Here is a 16,543-nt window from a genome sequence, read left to right on the forward strand (position 1 = left end):
ATAATTAAATCAGCAAAATCACAGCACTTTCCTTAAGTTTACAAAAATAAGGAATTTTTTTCTACCATTATTTACTCACTCTAATAAATTCAAAGAGATTCTGTATAACCGGTTTTGAGGACTGAAAAATGGTTAAAATAAGAAAGTCAAATCTATTAACAAAAGTTTGTGCTATAATGAACTGTTAGCAAAACGGGGACACCGTTTATTTTAAGCAAGGAGCGATTTTCTTAATGATAAAAATTGAAATACCTAATCCTGATATAGTGATTACGAAGAAGAACCAAGTTGGAGAAAAAATAGAGGCGCCGCTAAGCAGCGTTTATGGATTTACTGATTACAATAAGATCCCAAGAGACAAAGGCGGGATTATTTTATTTTCAAACGCAAATGACGAATTACTATTTGTAGGAAAAGCAAGGAAGTTGCGCCCTCGTGTAAAAAGACATTTTGAAGATACTGTTTCGCCGATCAAATTACATCGTGATGAAGTTTATCGGATAGCAGTATGTGTTGTGGAAGATCCGATGGAGAGAGAAATTTATGAAACCTTTATCATTAATACACTACATGCAAAATACAATATCGATAAAGTTTTTTATAAATAAGCTTCCTAATAGTGAAAAGAGCAGGTCGATACAAAATAACCTGCTCTTTTCTTTTGCTTTGCCTGTTCAATTAACTAATATCCCCATATTTCAGAATCATTTCCTTTTCAATATGACTTGCACGAATTCCAAACCTTGGCTTGACTACTTCCACCTCTTCACCAAGTAAAATCTTGATGGCTTGATATGGCAAGTTAATCCCTGACAAACAACTAATGTGCATTCCCCCGCTCATTCGTGGATTAATCTCCAACAGTTTCGGCACACCAATGTTGTTGTATTTTACCTGAATATTGAATACATATGGCAATCTAAACTCCTGGTGAAAATCGTGAGCTAATTTAATGAGTTCCGCCTGTTCCACAAGCTCCCTGACTCTTCCATCCCCCTTCATTCGAGGAATAGCAGCATACAATTTTTCATGGGACGATAAACAATCAATACTATATTCTCTTCCCTCAAGAAATTCCAACACCATTAAGTCAGGAAATGTATCTTGCTGGCTCAAAATTTCGCAAGCATGGGCATAGGGAATACGGAAACCAATTCCATGATTGAAAAACTGGTCAATGGACACGATTTGGTCTATTATGACCCGAAATCCATTGGCACCTTCACCAATCACTGGTTTAAAACAAACCCTATGTCCTTTTTCCTTGAGTTTTTCATACGCCCTCTTAAAATCCTCAATATTATTGACGACATAATAGTCCGGAATCAAAAAGTTTGCTGCTCCGTTTGATAAAAGCCGATAGGTATCTGCTTTATTATCCATTGTCTCCATTAACTTTGCTTCAGGGCAAACTAGCACTTTAACACCTAAAGCCTCAAACTCACTAAGCCTTTTTGAGATGAGGACATTTTCTTTCCTTGGGACAAAAATATCGATCCCATTCTTCTGACAAAATTCAAGACAAAAACCAATATATTCTTCACCAGATATATCTGGCTCGACAAAGGCGTAATCACAATTTTGTAAATAAAGGGCATCTTTGTTCGGATGTGTCCCATAAATGATAAATTTCCGCTTATCTTCATTGAACCGGATCATATCAATATAATGGGAAACCGTTGTAAACCATCTGTTAAACCAAATCTTCATTTGAATCCTCTTCCTTGTAGTATTAAGACCTCTTTCATTATAGTCATTGTTTCTTTTTTTTATAAGCAAAATTTGACAAAAAATTCATATTCCTATGTGGGACATCGAATAAAATGCCTATAAGCCCTTAAAAAACAACAAAAAAACGCTCTGCAAATGCAGAAACGCTCTCATTCCATTTTTAATTTAAGAAGCTGATACTAAACAAGACTTTTTATATTATTTAATTTGGACGCAAATTCCTTGATGGCCTCATAATCTAAATTGGATTGATCAATGGTTGCACCGCTCACTTTTTTTACAATTTGTTTCTCTATAAAGTTCATTTCTGATAAGAGAAATTCACCGCCAAATAACCCCATTGCGGCGGAATTTTTGCGTAATTCTTGTGGAAAGGCATTGTTAAATTGCTCGATGGCGGTCTCGCCATCATGCATGCAGCAAAGGAAAAGACCGATGTCTTTTTCCAAAAGTGTTTCTAGGTTGTTTCTTATAAACTGTTTTATTTTTCGTTGAATATTCCCTGCATGAATCGAGCCGCCAATGATAACGGTATCAAAATTGGCAAGTACGAACTCTTCTTTCTCCCTCTTCAAATCAACCGTTAAAACTGCTCCTTCAAGACTTCCGCTTAAAAATTTTACTGCTTTTTCTGTAGTCCCATGAGACGAGCAATACACAATTAAACTTTTCATGTCAATTACCCCTCCTTCATATTACATTACAAAAAAAACGGCCACATTTACTTGCTATCGTGCCGGGTATGAAGATTTAATCTAATTATATAACTAAATTCAATCCCCGCCTGTGGTAATATTGGCAATATTATTACAATTAAACAAAGGTACAACATGGTGTCAGGCACCGCCTTCTTAATCACTGCCTACATCAAAAAGGAAGAAGGCTCTACATTATAGCCTTCTTCTTATTAGTGGTTATACTATTTGACTCCACTTCTTACCAAATAGACACGTTCAGGACGCCCCACCGTTCCGTAAGCTAAATCTGCTGCAATTTTTTCCTCAGACATGAGATGTTCAAGATACCTTCTGGCCGTTGTTCTGCTAACGCCTATTTCTTTGGCGACGAATTCGGCTGTTAACCCGAATTCGACTTTCGACAGGACATCCAAAACCTTTTCAAGTGTAAGCGGATCAATTCCCTTCGGCAAATAAGCTTTTTCGCTAAGGGATCGATCTATTTCTTTTCGCAGCAGCTTGTCCACCTGTTGTTGGGTGACATGGAGATTTTCATTCCTCAATTCAACTAGCTTGGTATGAAATTCCTGATACCTAAGCAATGATTGTTTGAATCTCTCGAAAATCACTGGTTTAATGATATAATCAAACACACCTATACTAATTGCCTCTTGAACCTTATGAATCTCTTTTGTGGCGGTAATCATGATTACATCCATTTGTTTCTTTTGCTGCTTTGTTTCTTTAAGTAAATCAATTCCATTCATGTCTGGAAAATATACATCCAGCAAGAGAAGGTCTGGCTGTAGTAGATCAATATAGGTCTTTGCTTCTTGATAACTTGCCGCAATTCCTACCGTTTGAAAACCAGCAATCTGTTCAATAAATCGTTTTTGAATTTCTGCAATTCGTAAGTCATCCTCAACAATTAACACTTCTATATCCGGGTTCTGCTTCATTCAAACACCCCCTGCTTTTTGGTATCGCTACTGTGAAAATCGTCCCTGCTCCTTCATTCGAGGAAAAGGTGATATATCCCCCTAAGCCCTTTATGGCTTTCTTAACAAGACTTAACCCAATCCCCGCATTGCTTTGACGATTTTTCGTTGAAAATCCATCTTGAAAAATTTGTTCACTTAGGCTCGGGTCAATGCCTTTTCCGTTATCTTCTATTTCAATAATCAATTCTTTTCCCAGGTCTGTTAAAAACAAAGAAACTCTTTTTTCTTCCTTATCATTTTCTCTTACAGCATCGAAGGCATTATTGACAAGGTTACCTATAATTGTGACTAACGTATCCCTACTGATTTCCGCTGGAACATCCTTAAAGCTGCTCTCTCGGTCTATTGTAAAATTGATTTTTAACTCGCTCGATAAACTAACCTTACCTAAAATAAATCCGGCTATGATCGGGTCAGGAATTTCCTTCATTAGGAAGCTTATGAAACCTTGCGCGACATCCACTTCCCTTGAAATGAAATCAATCGCTTCTTTATAAGAACCAAGCTGAATCAAGCCAAGAAGTGTGTAAAGACGATTGGAATATTCATGTGTCTGTGCCCTTAGTCCTTCAGCATATGCTTTTACATGGGACAATTCCTGAATCAGATTGGAAAGCTCTGACTTGTTTCTGAAGCTAGCAACTGCTCCAATTACTTCTCCCTTTTTATTAAAAATGGGAATACGATTAACCAAAAATACCTCTCCAAAAATGGCAAATTCCCGATCATACTCCGCAAGACCCGTTCGAACAACTTCATATAGATGCGTATTTTCAAGTACATCTTCAATTCTTTTTCCACGGAGAAGGACCTCTTTCGGAACATTGAGAAATTTATGTGCGGTTTCATTGACAACTGTTATTCGCCCATTCGTATCGACTGCGATAATTCCTTCATGGATGGATTCTAATATGGCATGTTTCTCCTGGTACATCCAAGCTATTTCTTTTGGTTCAAGTCCGAAAATCGCTCTCTTAATATTTAAGGAGATTAATAATGCGGCTATTAATCCTCCCAGTAATATAATCATTGTCACCATAAAGATTTTTCTTCTAATCTTTGAAACTTCTTTATCAATATCCGTTTGAAGATATCCTACTGAAACCACTCCAATAACTTCGCCGCCATCACTAAATATGGGTGCTTTTCCTCTCAAGGAAGGCCCAAGGGTTCCAATCGATTCTGAGATAACCGATTCTCCTTTAAAGACTCGTTCATTATCTCCGCCTACCATTTTTTGTCCTAATCGGTTCGGGTCTGGATGTGAATAGCGAATCTCCTTTCGATTCCCGATAACAATAAATTCCGCTCCAACCTGTTTTCTAATTTTTTCTGCGACCGGTTGTATAATGGCAGCAGGATCGGTACTATAAAAGGCTTTTTGAATCTCTGGCATATTTGAGATGGACTGTGCCACCGATAAGGCCTTCGTCCCTTTTTCGTGCTTAAGATTGGATTCCATTATGTTTTTAAAAGTTATTTCAAAAACCCCGCCAATTAGGATGATTAATATAAAAATACCTAACATTAATTTCGTATGTAATCGCATACAAGCACCTCTACATCTATCATATAGAAAAAAACCCCTTAAAAAAAGGGGTTTTTTTCAATAATCAGAACTTTAAAAAGATTATCCTTCTTCGTTTATAACGACATTTTTTCCTCGCATCTTCATTATAACCGGAATAACCAACCAAAGAACTGTCATAATTAAGAAACTTAATGAGATAGGACGTGTGAAAAATGGTCCAAAATCTCCATTTGAAATCGTTAAGGCTCTGCGCAGGTTATTCTCAAGCATTGGACCTAGTACAAGTCCTAACACCAATGGTGCAATCGGGTAATCATGTTTATTAAGAAAATAGCCAACTAAACCGCATCCTAATAGAAGCAACAGGTCATTAATCGAAACTTGAACCGCATAAACCCCGAAAATAGAGATGGCAATAATTATTGGAATCAAATATTGCTTGGGTGTCTGAATGATTTTTGCAAATACCTTAACAAGCGGGAGGTTGAGTATTAACAGCATAATATTTCCAATAAACATACTAGCAATCAACCCCCACGCAACCTGGGGATGATCTTCGAATAATAACGGACCCGGCTGAACGTTATACATCATCAGTGCCCCCATCAGGATGGCAGTTGTGCCTGAACCCGGAATTCCTAATGTTAACAATGGGATCATTGCTCCGCCTGAAGCGGCATTATTCGCAGATTCTGGTGCTGCCACACCAGCAATCGCCCCAGTTCCAAATTTTGATGGGTCTTTGGAAATCTTCTTTTCTAAAATGTAAGAAAAAAAGGATGCTAGAGTAGCGCCCGCTCCGGGTAGAATCCCGATAAAAAAGCCTAAGATGGATCCTCTGGCGATTGGTCCAGCTGATTCTTTCAACTCTTCTTTAGAAGGCAGTAAATTATTAATCTTTGCCATTTGTGTATCTTCTCCATCTTTTTCTAAGATGGTCTTAAACACCTCGCCAAGGGCAAACAAACCTACGGCAATGGTCAAGAATTCAATCCCTTGGTATAACCAAGGAATATCAAAGGTAAAACGGCCTATCCCAGAAACATTGTCAATTCCGATCGTAGCAAGCAGCAACCCACTTACCGTCATAATTAAGGCTTTCGTAACGGACTTTCCTGCCAATCCGCTAACAGCGCCTAGTCCTAAGAGCATCAGAGAGAAATATTCAGCAGGACCAAATTTAAGTGCTAGATTTGACAATGGTTTCGCTAAGGCAATTAGTGCGACCAACGTGACGATTCCAGCCACAAACGACCCAATTGCCGCAATCGATAACGCACTACCCGCTCGTCCTTTCTTTGCCATCTGATAACCATCTAATGTTGTCACTACGGACGATGACTCGCCAGGAGTATTTAATAGAATAGAAGTGGTTGATCCACCATACATGGCTCCGTAGTAGACACCAGCAAGGAGAATGATGGCACTAGTTGCGGCTTGTTCAGGAGGAAGTCCTCCCGTAATGGAAGCGGTAACAGGAATAAGCAAGGCAACGCCGCTCATCGGACCAATCCCCGGTAACACCCCAACGGCTGTCCCAATCAAAACTCCAACAAATGCAAAAAGTAAATTATACCAAATAAGTGCCGAACCGAATCCGTGCATCAAATAATCAAGAGTATTCATTACATATCCCCCTTCCCTTCCAAGAAACGTGGTGCCTGACACCATAACTTAGTTGACTAAAACCAAATTGGCCACCCTGGAAGCGTTCCTTTTAATACTTCGACAAATAAGAAATAGACAAATCCAGAAAAACATCCAGCGATTATTAGTGAGGTCAGCCATTTAGCACGTTCCATTGTCTGAAAGCAGACAAAAAGAAATAAAAATGTTGTGATCACATAACCAACAGATTCTAGCGTCAAAATATAGATTAATGTGGCTGCCAATATAATTAAAAAAGGCTTATACTGCAATTTTTCTTTTTTCTTTTCCTGCGTTTTTCCATTAAAGGTTTCATAAAATAAGCGAATACTTAAAATCGTCAGCAATACCCCAAGAAAAAATGGAAAAATATCTGGACCGACTACACTTCCATAAGAAGAGCTTGCAATACTTCTGCTTCCGATAATAAATAGGACTCCTACAGCTAGAAACAATATAGCAGCGATGCGATCAAATTTAATGTCCATCCGCAATCCCCCCAATCCGTGCGATTTTAAAATAAAAGGGAAGGAGAAAGTCGTTCCTTCCCTCTTGGATTACTTCTACTTCTGCATTCCTAATGCTTCTAATAATTGTTGTACTTGTGATTCCTGATCATCTAAGAACTTTTTAAAATCTGCCCCATTTTTATACTCTAATTCCCAGCCTTGTGTCTCGACTTCTTTTTTCCATTCAGGTGATTGAACTAACTTATCAATGGTTTTTTCCCAATAAGCTTTTGCTTCATCGGACATTTTTTCTGGACCAAATACACCACGCCAAATCGTAAATTCTGCATCGACACCTTGTTCCTTCGCTGTAGGGACATCTTTAAAGTCACCGGATAAACGTTCAGTGGATGTAATCGCCAGCACCCTTACTTTGCCTGCCTTAAGAAACTCTTTTACGCTAGAGGCATCCGTCCCAATGACATCTGCGTTTCCTCCAAGTAATGCGGTAATCGCTTCGCCACCGCCATCATAGGAAACGTATTTAATTTTGGTTGGGTCAACTCCGTATTTATAGGCTGGTAGAATGGAAACTAAATGGTCCATCGAGCCTGGTGCCGAGCCACCAGCAAAAGTCAACTTACTAGGATCCTTCTTTACTTCTTCCAAAACTGATTTTAAATCTTTAAATTTGGAATCGGCTTTTACAACTATCGCTCCATAGTCTTTCGTAAGTTGTGCTAATGGTGTGGTATTCTTATAACCGTACGGACTGTTTCCTTCTTTCTTTAAATTGTTGATAATAATCGGCGGTGAATTGACAAACAGCATGTCATTATTTTCCACTTGCTGGGTTGCATATTCCGCCATAAATACTGCTCCACCGCCACCAGGCTTATTCTCAACTGTCATTGGCTGTTTTACAAGCTTTGTTTCACTTAACACTTTTGTAAACGAGCGGGCTGTTAAATCCCAGCCTCCACCTGCTCCTGAAGGTGCTACCACGCTAATGGCCTTTGTTGGATAACCGGTTCCTTCCTCTTTTTTACTTGTACTCGCTGTTTCCTTACTGCTGCAAGCCCCCAAACTTAATGCCAATGCTCCTGCACACATTACTGCTGAAATTCTTTTGATAGAAAACATTTCATTTCCCCCTTTGTAAACGTTTTCTTAACGTTTTCTTAATTTTACAAAAATTTTGAGGTTTTCATAGATTATTCATTTAAATAGCATTAAAAACTTAACTACCATTTTGTTCATAAAGTTCATAGGTTGAATTATTGTTATCTACACGTGAAAGAACTCCTGATTCAGGATCTCAGGAGTTCTCAGATTTTCATTTATAACTTGGACCGACCCAAGATCTGGCCAAGGTATGCTTAAAAAAATTATTGGAAGGTTTTCTTTAGGTAATTCCCTATTTCGCTTACAGCCTTTTTCGCTTCTGGTAAAGTATCACCACTAATTTGCCAGACATGCCACATCTTGTCCCATACTTTAAAAGTGACATCAACACCTGCATGACGTGCTTGTGTGGCGAGCAATTCTGCATCGCTTTGCAAGATCTCATGATTCCCTGCTTGGATGAATAATGGCGGAAGCCCGGTCAAGTCTGCAAAGACAGGTGATACGAGCGGATGGTTGAGGGAATTCTCATTCCCCGCATACATTAGTGCTGCATCCCTTACACCTTGCACACTTAAATATGGATCAACCTCCTTGTTTTTACGATAACTTTCCCCGCTGCTGGTTAAATCGACCCAAGGAGAAAGACAAACAATTGCCCCCGGCAGCGGTTCATTTTGATCCCTTAAGACCAAAGTGGCAGCAATGCTTAAGCCACCTCCTGCAGAATCTCCTGCCAAAATTATTTTGGAGGAATCATAACCTTGTTGCAATAGCCAGCGGTACACGGTAACAGCATCCTCGATTGCAGCTGGAAATGGATGCTCTGGTGCAAGACGATACTCTGGAAATAACACCTTTACACCCGCCGCTTTCCCAATACGAGCCGCTAGTGGGCGGTGGGTATTGGCTGAACAAAATGCATAACCACCACCGTGTAAATAAAGGATCACCTTGTCAGCTAAAATGTTTTCGGAACTAAGCCACTCAGCGTACAAGCCTTCAATTTCAAGTTGCTCAACCTGGCAGTTTTTTGGGAGTTTCCCCAGTTTTCTTGCAGCCGTGTCGAGCATCTGCCGCTGTTCATCCATCGCTCGATCTGATATCCCCTTCTTTAGTGCTCTTTTTACCGAAAGTTTAATTCCTTTTTCAAAAAAATAGCTTCGGATACTTGGCATCTTCTTACCCCCATTAATCCAGAATTTGCTAATATCATTATACTAGAAAAACCTTCTATTAAATCAATGCTTTCAACAATATTGTAAATATTCTGTAACCATTCTTCCATTTCCGCCTACCTGTAGTACAATTGTAGTAACTGGTAGATATTTTCGGAGGTTTTCCAATTTATGAAACGACTGACTGACCATTTAATTATCATTTCATTTGATTGCCTTTCAGCCTTAGATTTTCCTAAGTTAAAAGAACTACCACACTTTCAAACCCTATTAAAAAATGGGGCCTATGTAGAGAAAGTCGAATCCATTTACCCTTCCGTCACTTATCCTTGTCATGCAACGATTGTCACAGGTAATTATCCGAACCGACATGGTGTAATTAATAACACTCTTCTACAGCCAGGCATGGTTTCTCCTGATTGGAACTGGTTCAGAGATTGTATTCGAGGAACAACCTTGTATGACGAGGTAAGAAAGGCAAATATGACAACAGCTGCTCTATTATGGCCAGTAACAGCCAAAGCAAAAATTGACTATAATATGCCCGAAATTTTTGCGAACCGCCCTTGGCATAATCAAATTCTTGTTTCACTGATGAGTGGAAGTCCCCGCTTTCAGTGGGATCTCAATAAACGTTACGGTCATATCCGAAAAGGCCTTAGTCAACCGGAATTGGATGACTTCGTCTTAGAGTCAACCGTCGATACCATTAAATCAAAGAAGCCGAATTTATTGATGGTCCACTTTACTGATTTGGATACCCAGCGCCATTATCATGGTTTTTCTTCGGAGGAAGCACTCGCGGCAATCGACCGCCACAATAGCCGACTTGGCAGAATTATCGATGCCTTAAAGGAAAGCGGAATCTATGAGAATTCCACTGTGGTTGCATTAGGTGATCATAGTGCTTTAGATGAAAATAAAGCCGTCAACCTAAATGTTCTTCTCCATGAGCAAAATATGATCACTTCTAACGGAAAAGGGAAAATAATTAATTGGAAGGCTTATTGTAAAAGTTGTGATGGCTCCGCATATATTTACATTAAAGACAAAAAAGATTTCGCCACACAGGATAAAGTGAGACGATTGCTAGATTCCTTGTATGAGGATTCTGAAAACGGGATTGAAAACGTTATCACTGGGGAACAAGCTGCGGAAAAAGGCGCAGATGGAACGTGTTCCTTTATGGTTGAAGCCCAAAGAGGATATTTCTTTTTAGAAGACTTTGAAGGAGAGTTCATCAAAACGATCACGAAGGAGGACGTAAACGCGAATCATAAATACACATTGGCCTGTCATGGCTATTCACCTGAGAAAGAAAATTACGGAACCATTTTTATGGCAGCCGGAAAAGGGATAAAATCAATCACCCTGCCTTCAATCCGTCTCATTGATGAAGGCCCCACATTCGCAAGGCTTTTAGGCGTAAATTTAGGCCAAACAGATGGAAGGGCTATAGAAGAGATTTTGAAAAATGAAAAGGGGGTAAATTCATGAGTCGGATGTCGAAACAAGAAAAAGGCTGGGTGTTATATGATTGGGCTAACTCTGCTTATTCGATCCTAATCACCACGGCAATATTTCCGTTGTATTTTAAAGCGGCTGCAAACGATGCGGGGCTTGCTGCTACCACTTCCACTGCCTATTGGGGATATGCTAATTCGTTTGCCACTCTGCTTATTTCGCTTTGTGCCCCAATTTTGGGAAGTATTGCAGATTTCAAAGGGTTAAAGAAACGCTTATTCACCTTTTTCTTTGTATTAGGGATTGTATTTACCTTGCTGCTTGCTGTTGTACCTAGTAATCAATGGCTAATTTTATTAATTTGTTACATGGTTACCGTTATTGGTTTTGGTGGAACAAATATTTTCTACGATGCCTTCCTTGTCGATGTTACGACCGAGGATCGGATGAATCAGATATCTTCAAAAGGCTATGCGATGGGTTATATCGGAAGTACGATCCCCTTTATTATCAGCATTGCCCTGATCATATTATCGCAGCAAAACATTCTCCCACTATCTGTTACGGTTGCAAGTCAAGCGGCTTTTGCAATTACCGCCCTATGGTGGGGCTTATTCACGATTCCGATGCTAAAAAATGTAAAACAGGTATATTATAAAGAGGCTGTGTCAAACCCCATTTCCAATGGCTTTAAACAGCTGTTTGAAACATTCAAGAAAATTAAGTTATACCGTCCATTGTTTCTATTTCTAATAGCCTATTTCTTTTACATCGACGGAGTTAATACGATTATTACCATGTCTACAGCATACGGATCCGATCTAGGAATCACTTCTACTAATCTACTCATTATCTTGTTTGCAACACAAGTTGTGGCTGCACCGTTCGCCATTTTATACGGGAAACTTGCCGATAAATTCAAAAGCAAAACCATGCTTCTGGTTGGAATTTTTGTTTATATTGTCATATGTACGTATGCTTATTTCTTAAAAACGACGTTAGATTTTTGGATTTTGGCGATGCTCGTTGCCTCCTCACAAGGCGGGATCCAGGCCTTAAGCCGCTCCTACTTTGCCAAACTTGTTCCAAAAGAACATGCGAATGAGTTTTTTGGTTTCTATAGTATTTTTTATAAATTCGCAGCCATTTTAGGGCCGTCTCTTATGGGATTCACCGCATATATGACCGGCAATACCAATAGCGGCGTGTTTAGCTTAATTGTTCTTTTCATCATCGGGGGCATCATCCTCCTACGCGTACCGGAGTCCACCAGCATATCACAATCAAATTCTATTTCTCAATAAAAATTACTAGACCTCACCTTGAGGTCTATTTTTTTTAATAAAATGGTGCCTGACACCAATAATTGGGCGAATTTAAGAATCTACAATCTTTTAGAAAGAGCGCGTTTATTTTTTACTTTTTATAAAGTGAACGATTGTCCCACCAATAATGGAACCAATCGCAACGGATCCAAACATCATAAAATAGATTCTCTCAGCTAAATCAGCCATTCCTTCACCTGGATAAAGTACCGCCTTCGCACCCATTATAAATGCTGCTGCTAAAAAGAATACCGCTGGGATCCAGTTTACCCATCTGGAATCTATTTTCATTAACACGAATGGAATGACCATCCCAATAAGAACTAACCCACAGAAAAACATGTGCACCCACCCTTCCTTGTAAATATTATATTCACCTTTGGAATGGGACGTTCTTTAAAGATGTTGTATCCCAAATCAAAAAAAAGCTGGAAAGTCTACTAATATCTAGTACCTTTCCAGCAAGGGATTTCTTAGTTTTACTTATATCTAAAATGAAAAATTGGGACATTTGCAATTCTCAAATTTTTAAATCTTAAAAATATTATTTTTTATTGTCCTTGGAACATCAATTGTCTCGATTATTTTTTCATTAATTTTTGGATGGTGACCAGAACTTCATCCAAGACTTCAAAATCACCTTCTTGAATTCTTTCGACAACACAGCTTTTCATATGACCTTCAAGCAGGATTCTGGCTACGCTATTTAAGGCGGATTGAGTGGCCGATATCTGGTTAATGACATCATCACAATACGTATCTTTTTCAATTAAGCCTTTTATACCGCGAATTTGCCCTTCAATCCGGTTTAGTCTCGTAACAAGATTATTTTTCACTTTATCCGGATGATGACTCTTACGATCGCTGCCTTCATCTGTGCAGCAGGTTTCTTCAAAAAGTTCATCTACCTTCCCTACTTCATTAGACATTGGTCCGCCTCCTTTTTGGGCTTATTATATCATACCTCCGGAAAGTGACGGGAACGGTTGATAGAATTTATTAAACTTCCTATTTATTACCGCTATGATTAAGTCACTAGATCAAAATAATTTAGTTAAAATACAGGTTTACTCCTAAGGCTTGATTAATTGACAGTCCTTCCAAATCCATGCAATACTTGAACTACATTTCATGTTTTATGAAATATTCCCTCAATGAAGGAGCAATTAATGAAACCACGCTACTTGATAAATTTCATGACCATCATAATTGTTTATTCTGCCATAACATTTTATATCGGTTGGAACGGCTGGGTTTGGCTGCATTCAGTTTTCGATTTGCAGGATAAATGGATATACGGTTTAGTTGTTAGTCTCATTTCCTATTCATACATCATCGGACATTTCACAAAAAAAGTGTCACTATTTAAAATGATCGGCTCTTATTGGTTTGGATTATTCCAATATGCCATCCTTTTCCTGCCTCTTTCCAATCTTGTTGCCTTTGTTCTCATTTTTGCTGATCTTTCCACAACATCTGTCATCAATTGGGTAGGAGGAGCGGTATTAATATCTTTTGTTATTCTATTTATCTACGGAACGTTTAATGCATATAGCCCTGTCGTTCGGACTTTTTCACTTGTCATTCCAAAACAGGTGGGCAATCTAACTGAGCTACGAATTGCCATGGCCTCTGATATGCATTTTGGCAGACTTTCAGGCATCCGACATGTTCGCCGGCTTGTTCGTAAAGTAAATGCGCTAAATCCGGATATCATTTTACTGCCAGGCGATATCATTGACGACGATCCCTTGCCATTTACTCAAAAGAAAATGGGTGATGTCATGAAGGAGTTATCGGCTTCATTAGGTGTTTATGGAGTCCTAGGAAATCATGAATATTATGGCGGCGGGATTCCAAAGTTTTTGCAGGAAATGGAAAGAATCGGGATAACTATCCTCTTAGATCAAGTAATCAAAATAGCCGACAGCTTTTATCTTGCAGGTCGAAAAGACAAAACTGATCGAAATCGGCTACCGATTGAAGCTTTACTAACAGATATTGATCCATCCCTGCCAATTATTATGATGGATCATCAGCCTGCTGAAATAACTCAAGCGCAAGAAAATCGTGTCGACTTACTTTTATCAGGCCATACACACAGAGGGCAAATGGCACCGAATCATCTGATTACAAAAAGGATATTTGAAAATGATTGGGGCTATCTTCAGAAAAGTCAGCTTCATTCCATTGTTTCATCCGGTTTTGGTTTTTGGGGTCCTCCACTTCGGATTGGCAGTCGTTCTGAAATCATTCAAATAAATCTTACATTTTTAAAAACATGAGAATTACTCATCATTCTTTTGCTTCCCACATATTTATAAAAGATAATTTATTTTCGTGTTCACATAACGTAAAATATTTTTTAACTTTTCTGATTATTTATTCTAGCTTTATTTCCTTATCTTCATATATAATATTTTCATAACTATCTCGAAGGGTGTTGGTTAATTTGGCAAACAAAGCTGAAGCGAAAACAATCTCTGTTAATTCGACAATTTCATTAAAAGGAATTGTAAAAGCCATTTTCAACGATACCGTTCATGTGCAAATTGGCGGGAAAATCATAACGCTCCCAGCATCTGAGCTCCTGCTTGAAAAACCACTTCAATAGTTTAGTCCTACAAAGGTTATTATAATGGAACAATAGGAGTATATTCTTTCCAAAGACAGCCCTTCCCTTTAAAGTGAAGGGCTGTCTCAGTTGCATGACTATCATTGCCAATCATTAATAATCGTTTCTTGTATGCTGCGAATGACATCTCCCCTGCTAATTACACCAACCACATGATTAGACTCATCAACAACAGGTAGTTTTTTAAAGTGATGCTTAGACAATAGAGAGACAACTTTTTTCATTTCATCTTCAGGATGGACGGTTACGATTCCGTGGGTTTTTGCAATCCGAATGACTTCCCTGTCAGCCAATTCTCTCAACCGATTCTCCATGTCTTCTTCTGCAACATATGTGATAAGAGAGAAATAATCATGAATCCGACGATCGACTGGACTGATTGCCCGTAAAACGTCTCCATCTGTTACAAATCCACGTAGCACACCATTCTCATCGATAATCGGTAAACCGCCAATTTTTTTCCCAACAAACAATGTCATTACATCTTTAATGGAAGCACTTGGACTAGCTGATATAACATCCTTAACCATAAAGTCCTTTACCTGAACATTTATCATATCGACATCACCTTCATTTTTTGGATATTGGATTATTCGTTTCATCCGTATTTTGCAATTGCTGTAACACATCTGGTGGAAAAACCATCCGGCAAATTACTTTCGAAATATCTAGAAAATCCGCTCTTTTCCCAGTTTGTCCTTCTTTCCCATGACCATTTTCCACTAAGACTAAAATTGCCCACGCGACAGTTTCTAAATCGAGATCCTCCCAGGTTAATCCTTTTTCTTCCGCTTGTTTTAGCCCTAACAAAATTCTCGAATGAATTTTCCTTCGTGCGTCACCCAAAAATTCAGCAAGACTAGGATCTTTCATCACTAACTCAGGCAACACACGCTGTATCCCTAACTCATTAAGGCGTTTATTATGGGCTCCTAAAAGCGATGCTAATAATGATACTGGATCATGGGAAATCCAACTAGGTTCAGGTGGGAGAAGCTTGTCTAATTTGTCTTCTAATAATGACATTAAAAGTTGGCGTTTATCTGAAAAATAACGATAAAAGGTACCGGTAGCAACACCTGCATGGGCAGCAATTTCCTTAGCAGTAGTTTGCTCGTACCCCTTAGAAATAAACAAAGTTTGTCCACTTTCGAGCAGTGCATTTCTTTTTTGTTGCGCCCGTTCCTGTTTTGGGAGAAAAGGGAATTCACCAATTAATAGGTCATCACTGTCTGGCATTTTATCACCTCAAATATATCATACCACGATTTTAAAATTTGAACCACAGTTCATGTTTTCGTTGACAGACAACTTCAAAAATGCGATACTTGACCTACGGTTCATGTTAGTCGCTATTATTGTTTAAACACCCCTTTGCAATATAGGTAGATCAAAACATGACCGATTTTTTTATAAAAATCCCCTTGCCTTAGCAGGAGTTTCTAATATTTTTCCGAATAATTTAATGTATCTTTATTTTAATTTTTTTCTATAAGTTCCTATATTTCTACCAATTTTCGAAAGGCGTTGATATTGTGGCAAACCAAGCTGAATCCAAAAAAATCTCTGTCAATTCAACCATCTCCTTAAAGGGAATTGTGAAAGCCATTTTCAACGACACCATTCATGTCCAAATCGGCGGCAAGATCATTACTTTGCCCACATCAGATTTCGCGCTTGATAAACCTGCACAGTCATAAGCAAACCTTTTTAATTACCAAGAAAGCCCATCACAATTGTGATGGGCTTTCATTTTGTAAAATGAGTAGCATCCTTCGAT

Annotated in this window: 18 protein-coding genes; 6 read left to right on the forward strand and 12 right to left on the reverse strand. The window is 38.7% G+C overall.

Annotated features, from left to right (window positions below; translation table 11 throughout):
• Positions 1–233: 233 nt before the first annotated feature.
• The gene (locus tag J7E67_RS04810; protein WP_088086990.1) at positions 234–608 is read left to right on the forward strand and encodes a nucleotide excision repair endonuclease; all 375 of its coding nucleotides are present in this window, start codon (positions 234–236) and stop codon (positions 606–608) included.
• Between the two features lie 70 nt (positions 609–678).
• On the opposite strand, the gene J7E67_RS04815 is transcribed toward J7E67_RS04810, so the two are convergent.
• From J7E67_RS04815 to J7E67_RS04850, 8 genes are all read right to left on the reverse strand, one after another.
• Positions 679–1,710 (reverse strand): ATP-grasp domain-containing protein, encoded by a 1,032-nt coding sequence (locus J7E67_RS04815; RefSeq protein WP_214716838.1) that lies wholly within the window; start codon positions 1,708–1,710, stop codon positions 679–681.
• A gap of 200 nt (positions 1,711–1,910) precedes the next feature.
• Entirely contained in the window at positions 1,911–2,405 is a 495-nt protein-coding gene (locus J7E67_RS04820) for a flavodoxin domain-containing protein (protein ID WP_214716839.1), read from the reverse strand.
• A gap of 245 nt (positions 2,406–2,650) precedes the next feature.
• A complete protein-coding gene (locus J7E67_RS04825; RefSeq protein ID WP_214716840.1) occupies positions 2,651–3,367 on the reverse strand; it encodes a response regulator in 717 nt (238 codons plus the stop codon).
• A complete protein-coding gene (locus tag J7E67_RS04830) occupies positions 3,330–4,958 on the reverse strand; it encodes an ATP-binding protein (RefSeq protein WP_214731113.1) in 1,629 nt (542 codons plus the stop codon). Before J7E67_RS04830 ends, J7E67_RS04825 begins: the two co-directional genes overlap by 38 nt.
• A gap of 81 nt (positions 4,959–5,039) precedes the next feature.
• Positions 5,040–6,566: a tripartite tricarboxylate transporter permease gene (locus J7E67_RS04835; RefSeq protein ID WP_214716842.1), complete on the reverse strand. Its 1,527-nt coding sequence runs from the start codon at positions 6,564–6,566 to the stop codon at positions 5,040–5,042.
• A 56-nt stretch (positions 6,567–6,622) separates the two neighbouring features.
• Positions 6,623–7,075 (reverse strand): tripartite tricarboxylate transporter TctB family protein, encoded by a 453-nt coding sequence (locus J7E67_RS04840; protein ID WP_214716843.1) that lies wholly within the window; start codon positions 7,073–7,075, stop codon positions 6,623–6,625.
• 75 nt (positions 7,076–7,150) lie between these two features.
• The gene (locus J7E67_RS04845; RefSeq protein ID WP_214716844.1) at positions 7,151–8,179 is read right to left on the reverse strand and encodes a Bug family tripartite tricarboxylate transporter substrate binding protein; all 1,029 of its coding nucleotides are present in this window, start codon (positions 8,177–8,179) and stop codon (positions 7,151–7,153) included.
• A gap of 245 nt (positions 8,180–8,424) precedes the next feature.
• Positions 8,425–9,339, reverse strand: a complete 915-nt coding sequence (locus J7E67_RS04850; protein WP_214716845.1) for an alpha/beta hydrolase — start codon at positions 9,337–9,339, stop codon at positions 8,425–8,427.
• A gap of 171 nt (positions 9,340–9,510) precedes the next feature.
• Between J7E67_RS04850 and J7E67_RS04855 the strand changes: the two genes are divergently transcribed.
• Positions 9,511–10,836 (forward strand): alkaline phosphatase family protein, encoded by a 1,326-nt coding sequence (locus J7E67_RS04855; protein ID WP_214716846.1) that lies wholly within the window; start codon positions 9,511–9,513, stop codon positions 10,834–10,836.
• Complete coding sequence (locus J7E67_RS04860; RefSeq protein WP_214716847.1) at positions 10,833–12,107, forward strand: MFS transporter; 1,275 nt, start codon at positions 10,833–10,835, stop codon at positions 12,105–12,107. The genes J7E67_RS04855 and J7E67_RS04860 overlap by 4 nt, the downstream gene beginning before the upstream one ends.
• 105 nt (positions 12,108–12,212) lie before the next feature.
• Here J7E67_RS04860 and J7E67_RS04865 read toward each other — a convergent pair whose 3' ends face one another.
• Both J7E67_RS04865 and J7E67_RS04870 read right to left on the reverse strand, forming a co-directional pair.
• Complete coding sequence (locus tag J7E67_RS04865) at positions 12,213–12,470, reverse strand: hypothetical protein (protein WP_214716848.1); 258 nt, start codon at positions 12,468–12,470, stop codon at positions 12,213–12,215.
• Positions 12,471–12,709: 239 nt separating this feature from the next.
• Entirely contained in the window at positions 12,710–13,057 is a 348-nt protein-coding gene (locus J7E67_RS04870; protein ID WP_214716849.1) for a metal-sensitive transcriptional regulator, read from the reverse strand.
• 240 nt (positions 13,058–13,297) lie between these two features.
• On the opposite strand from J7E67_RS04870, the gene J7E67_RS04875 reads away from it, so the two are divergent.
• Together J7E67_RS04875 and J7E67_RS04880 are read left to right on the forward strand one after the other, a co-directional pair.
• The gene (locus J7E67_RS04875; protein WP_214716850.1) at positions 13,298–14,413 is read left to right on the forward strand and encodes a metallophosphoesterase; all 1,116 of its coding nucleotides are present in this window, start codon (positions 13,298–13,300) and stop codon (positions 14,411–14,413) included.
• 167 nt (positions 14,414–14,580) lie between these two features.
• On the forward strand, positions 14,581–14,742 hold the full coding sequence (locus J7E67_RS04880; protein ID WP_214716851.1) for a hypothetical protein: 162 nt from the start codon (positions 14,581–14,583) through the stop codon (positions 14,740–14,742).
• Positions 14,743–14,843: 101 nt separating this feature from the next.
• Here J7E67_RS04880 and J7E67_RS04885 read toward each other — a convergent pair whose 3' ends face one another.
• The gene (locus J7E67_RS04885; RefSeq protein ID WP_214716852.1) at positions 14,844–15,320 is read right to left on the reverse strand and encodes a CBS domain-containing protein; all 477 of its coding nucleotides are present in this window, start codon (positions 15,318–15,320) and stop codon (positions 14,844–14,846) included.
• Positions 15,321–15,333: 13 nt separating this feature from the next.
• Positions 15,334–16,002 carry a TetR/AcrR family transcriptional regulator gene (locus tag J7E67_RS04890; protein ID WP_214716853.1) on the reverse strand — a complete coding sequence of 223 codons (669 nt, stop codon included), beginning with the start codon at positions 16,000–16,002 and terminating at the stop codon, positions 15,334–15,336.
• Between the two features lie 296 nt (positions 16,003–16,298).
• On the opposite strand from J7E67_RS04890, the gene J7E67_RS04895 reads away from it, so the two are divergent.
• Positions 16,299–16,463, forward strand: coding sequence for a hypothetical protein (locus tag J7E67_RS04895; protein ID WP_214716854.1), 165 nt, complete (start codon positions 16,299–16,301; stop codon positions 16,461–16,463).
• Positions 16,464–16,543 lie beyond the last annotated feature (80 nt).

It is taken from the genome of Bacillus sp. ISL-46, assembly GCF_018613205.1.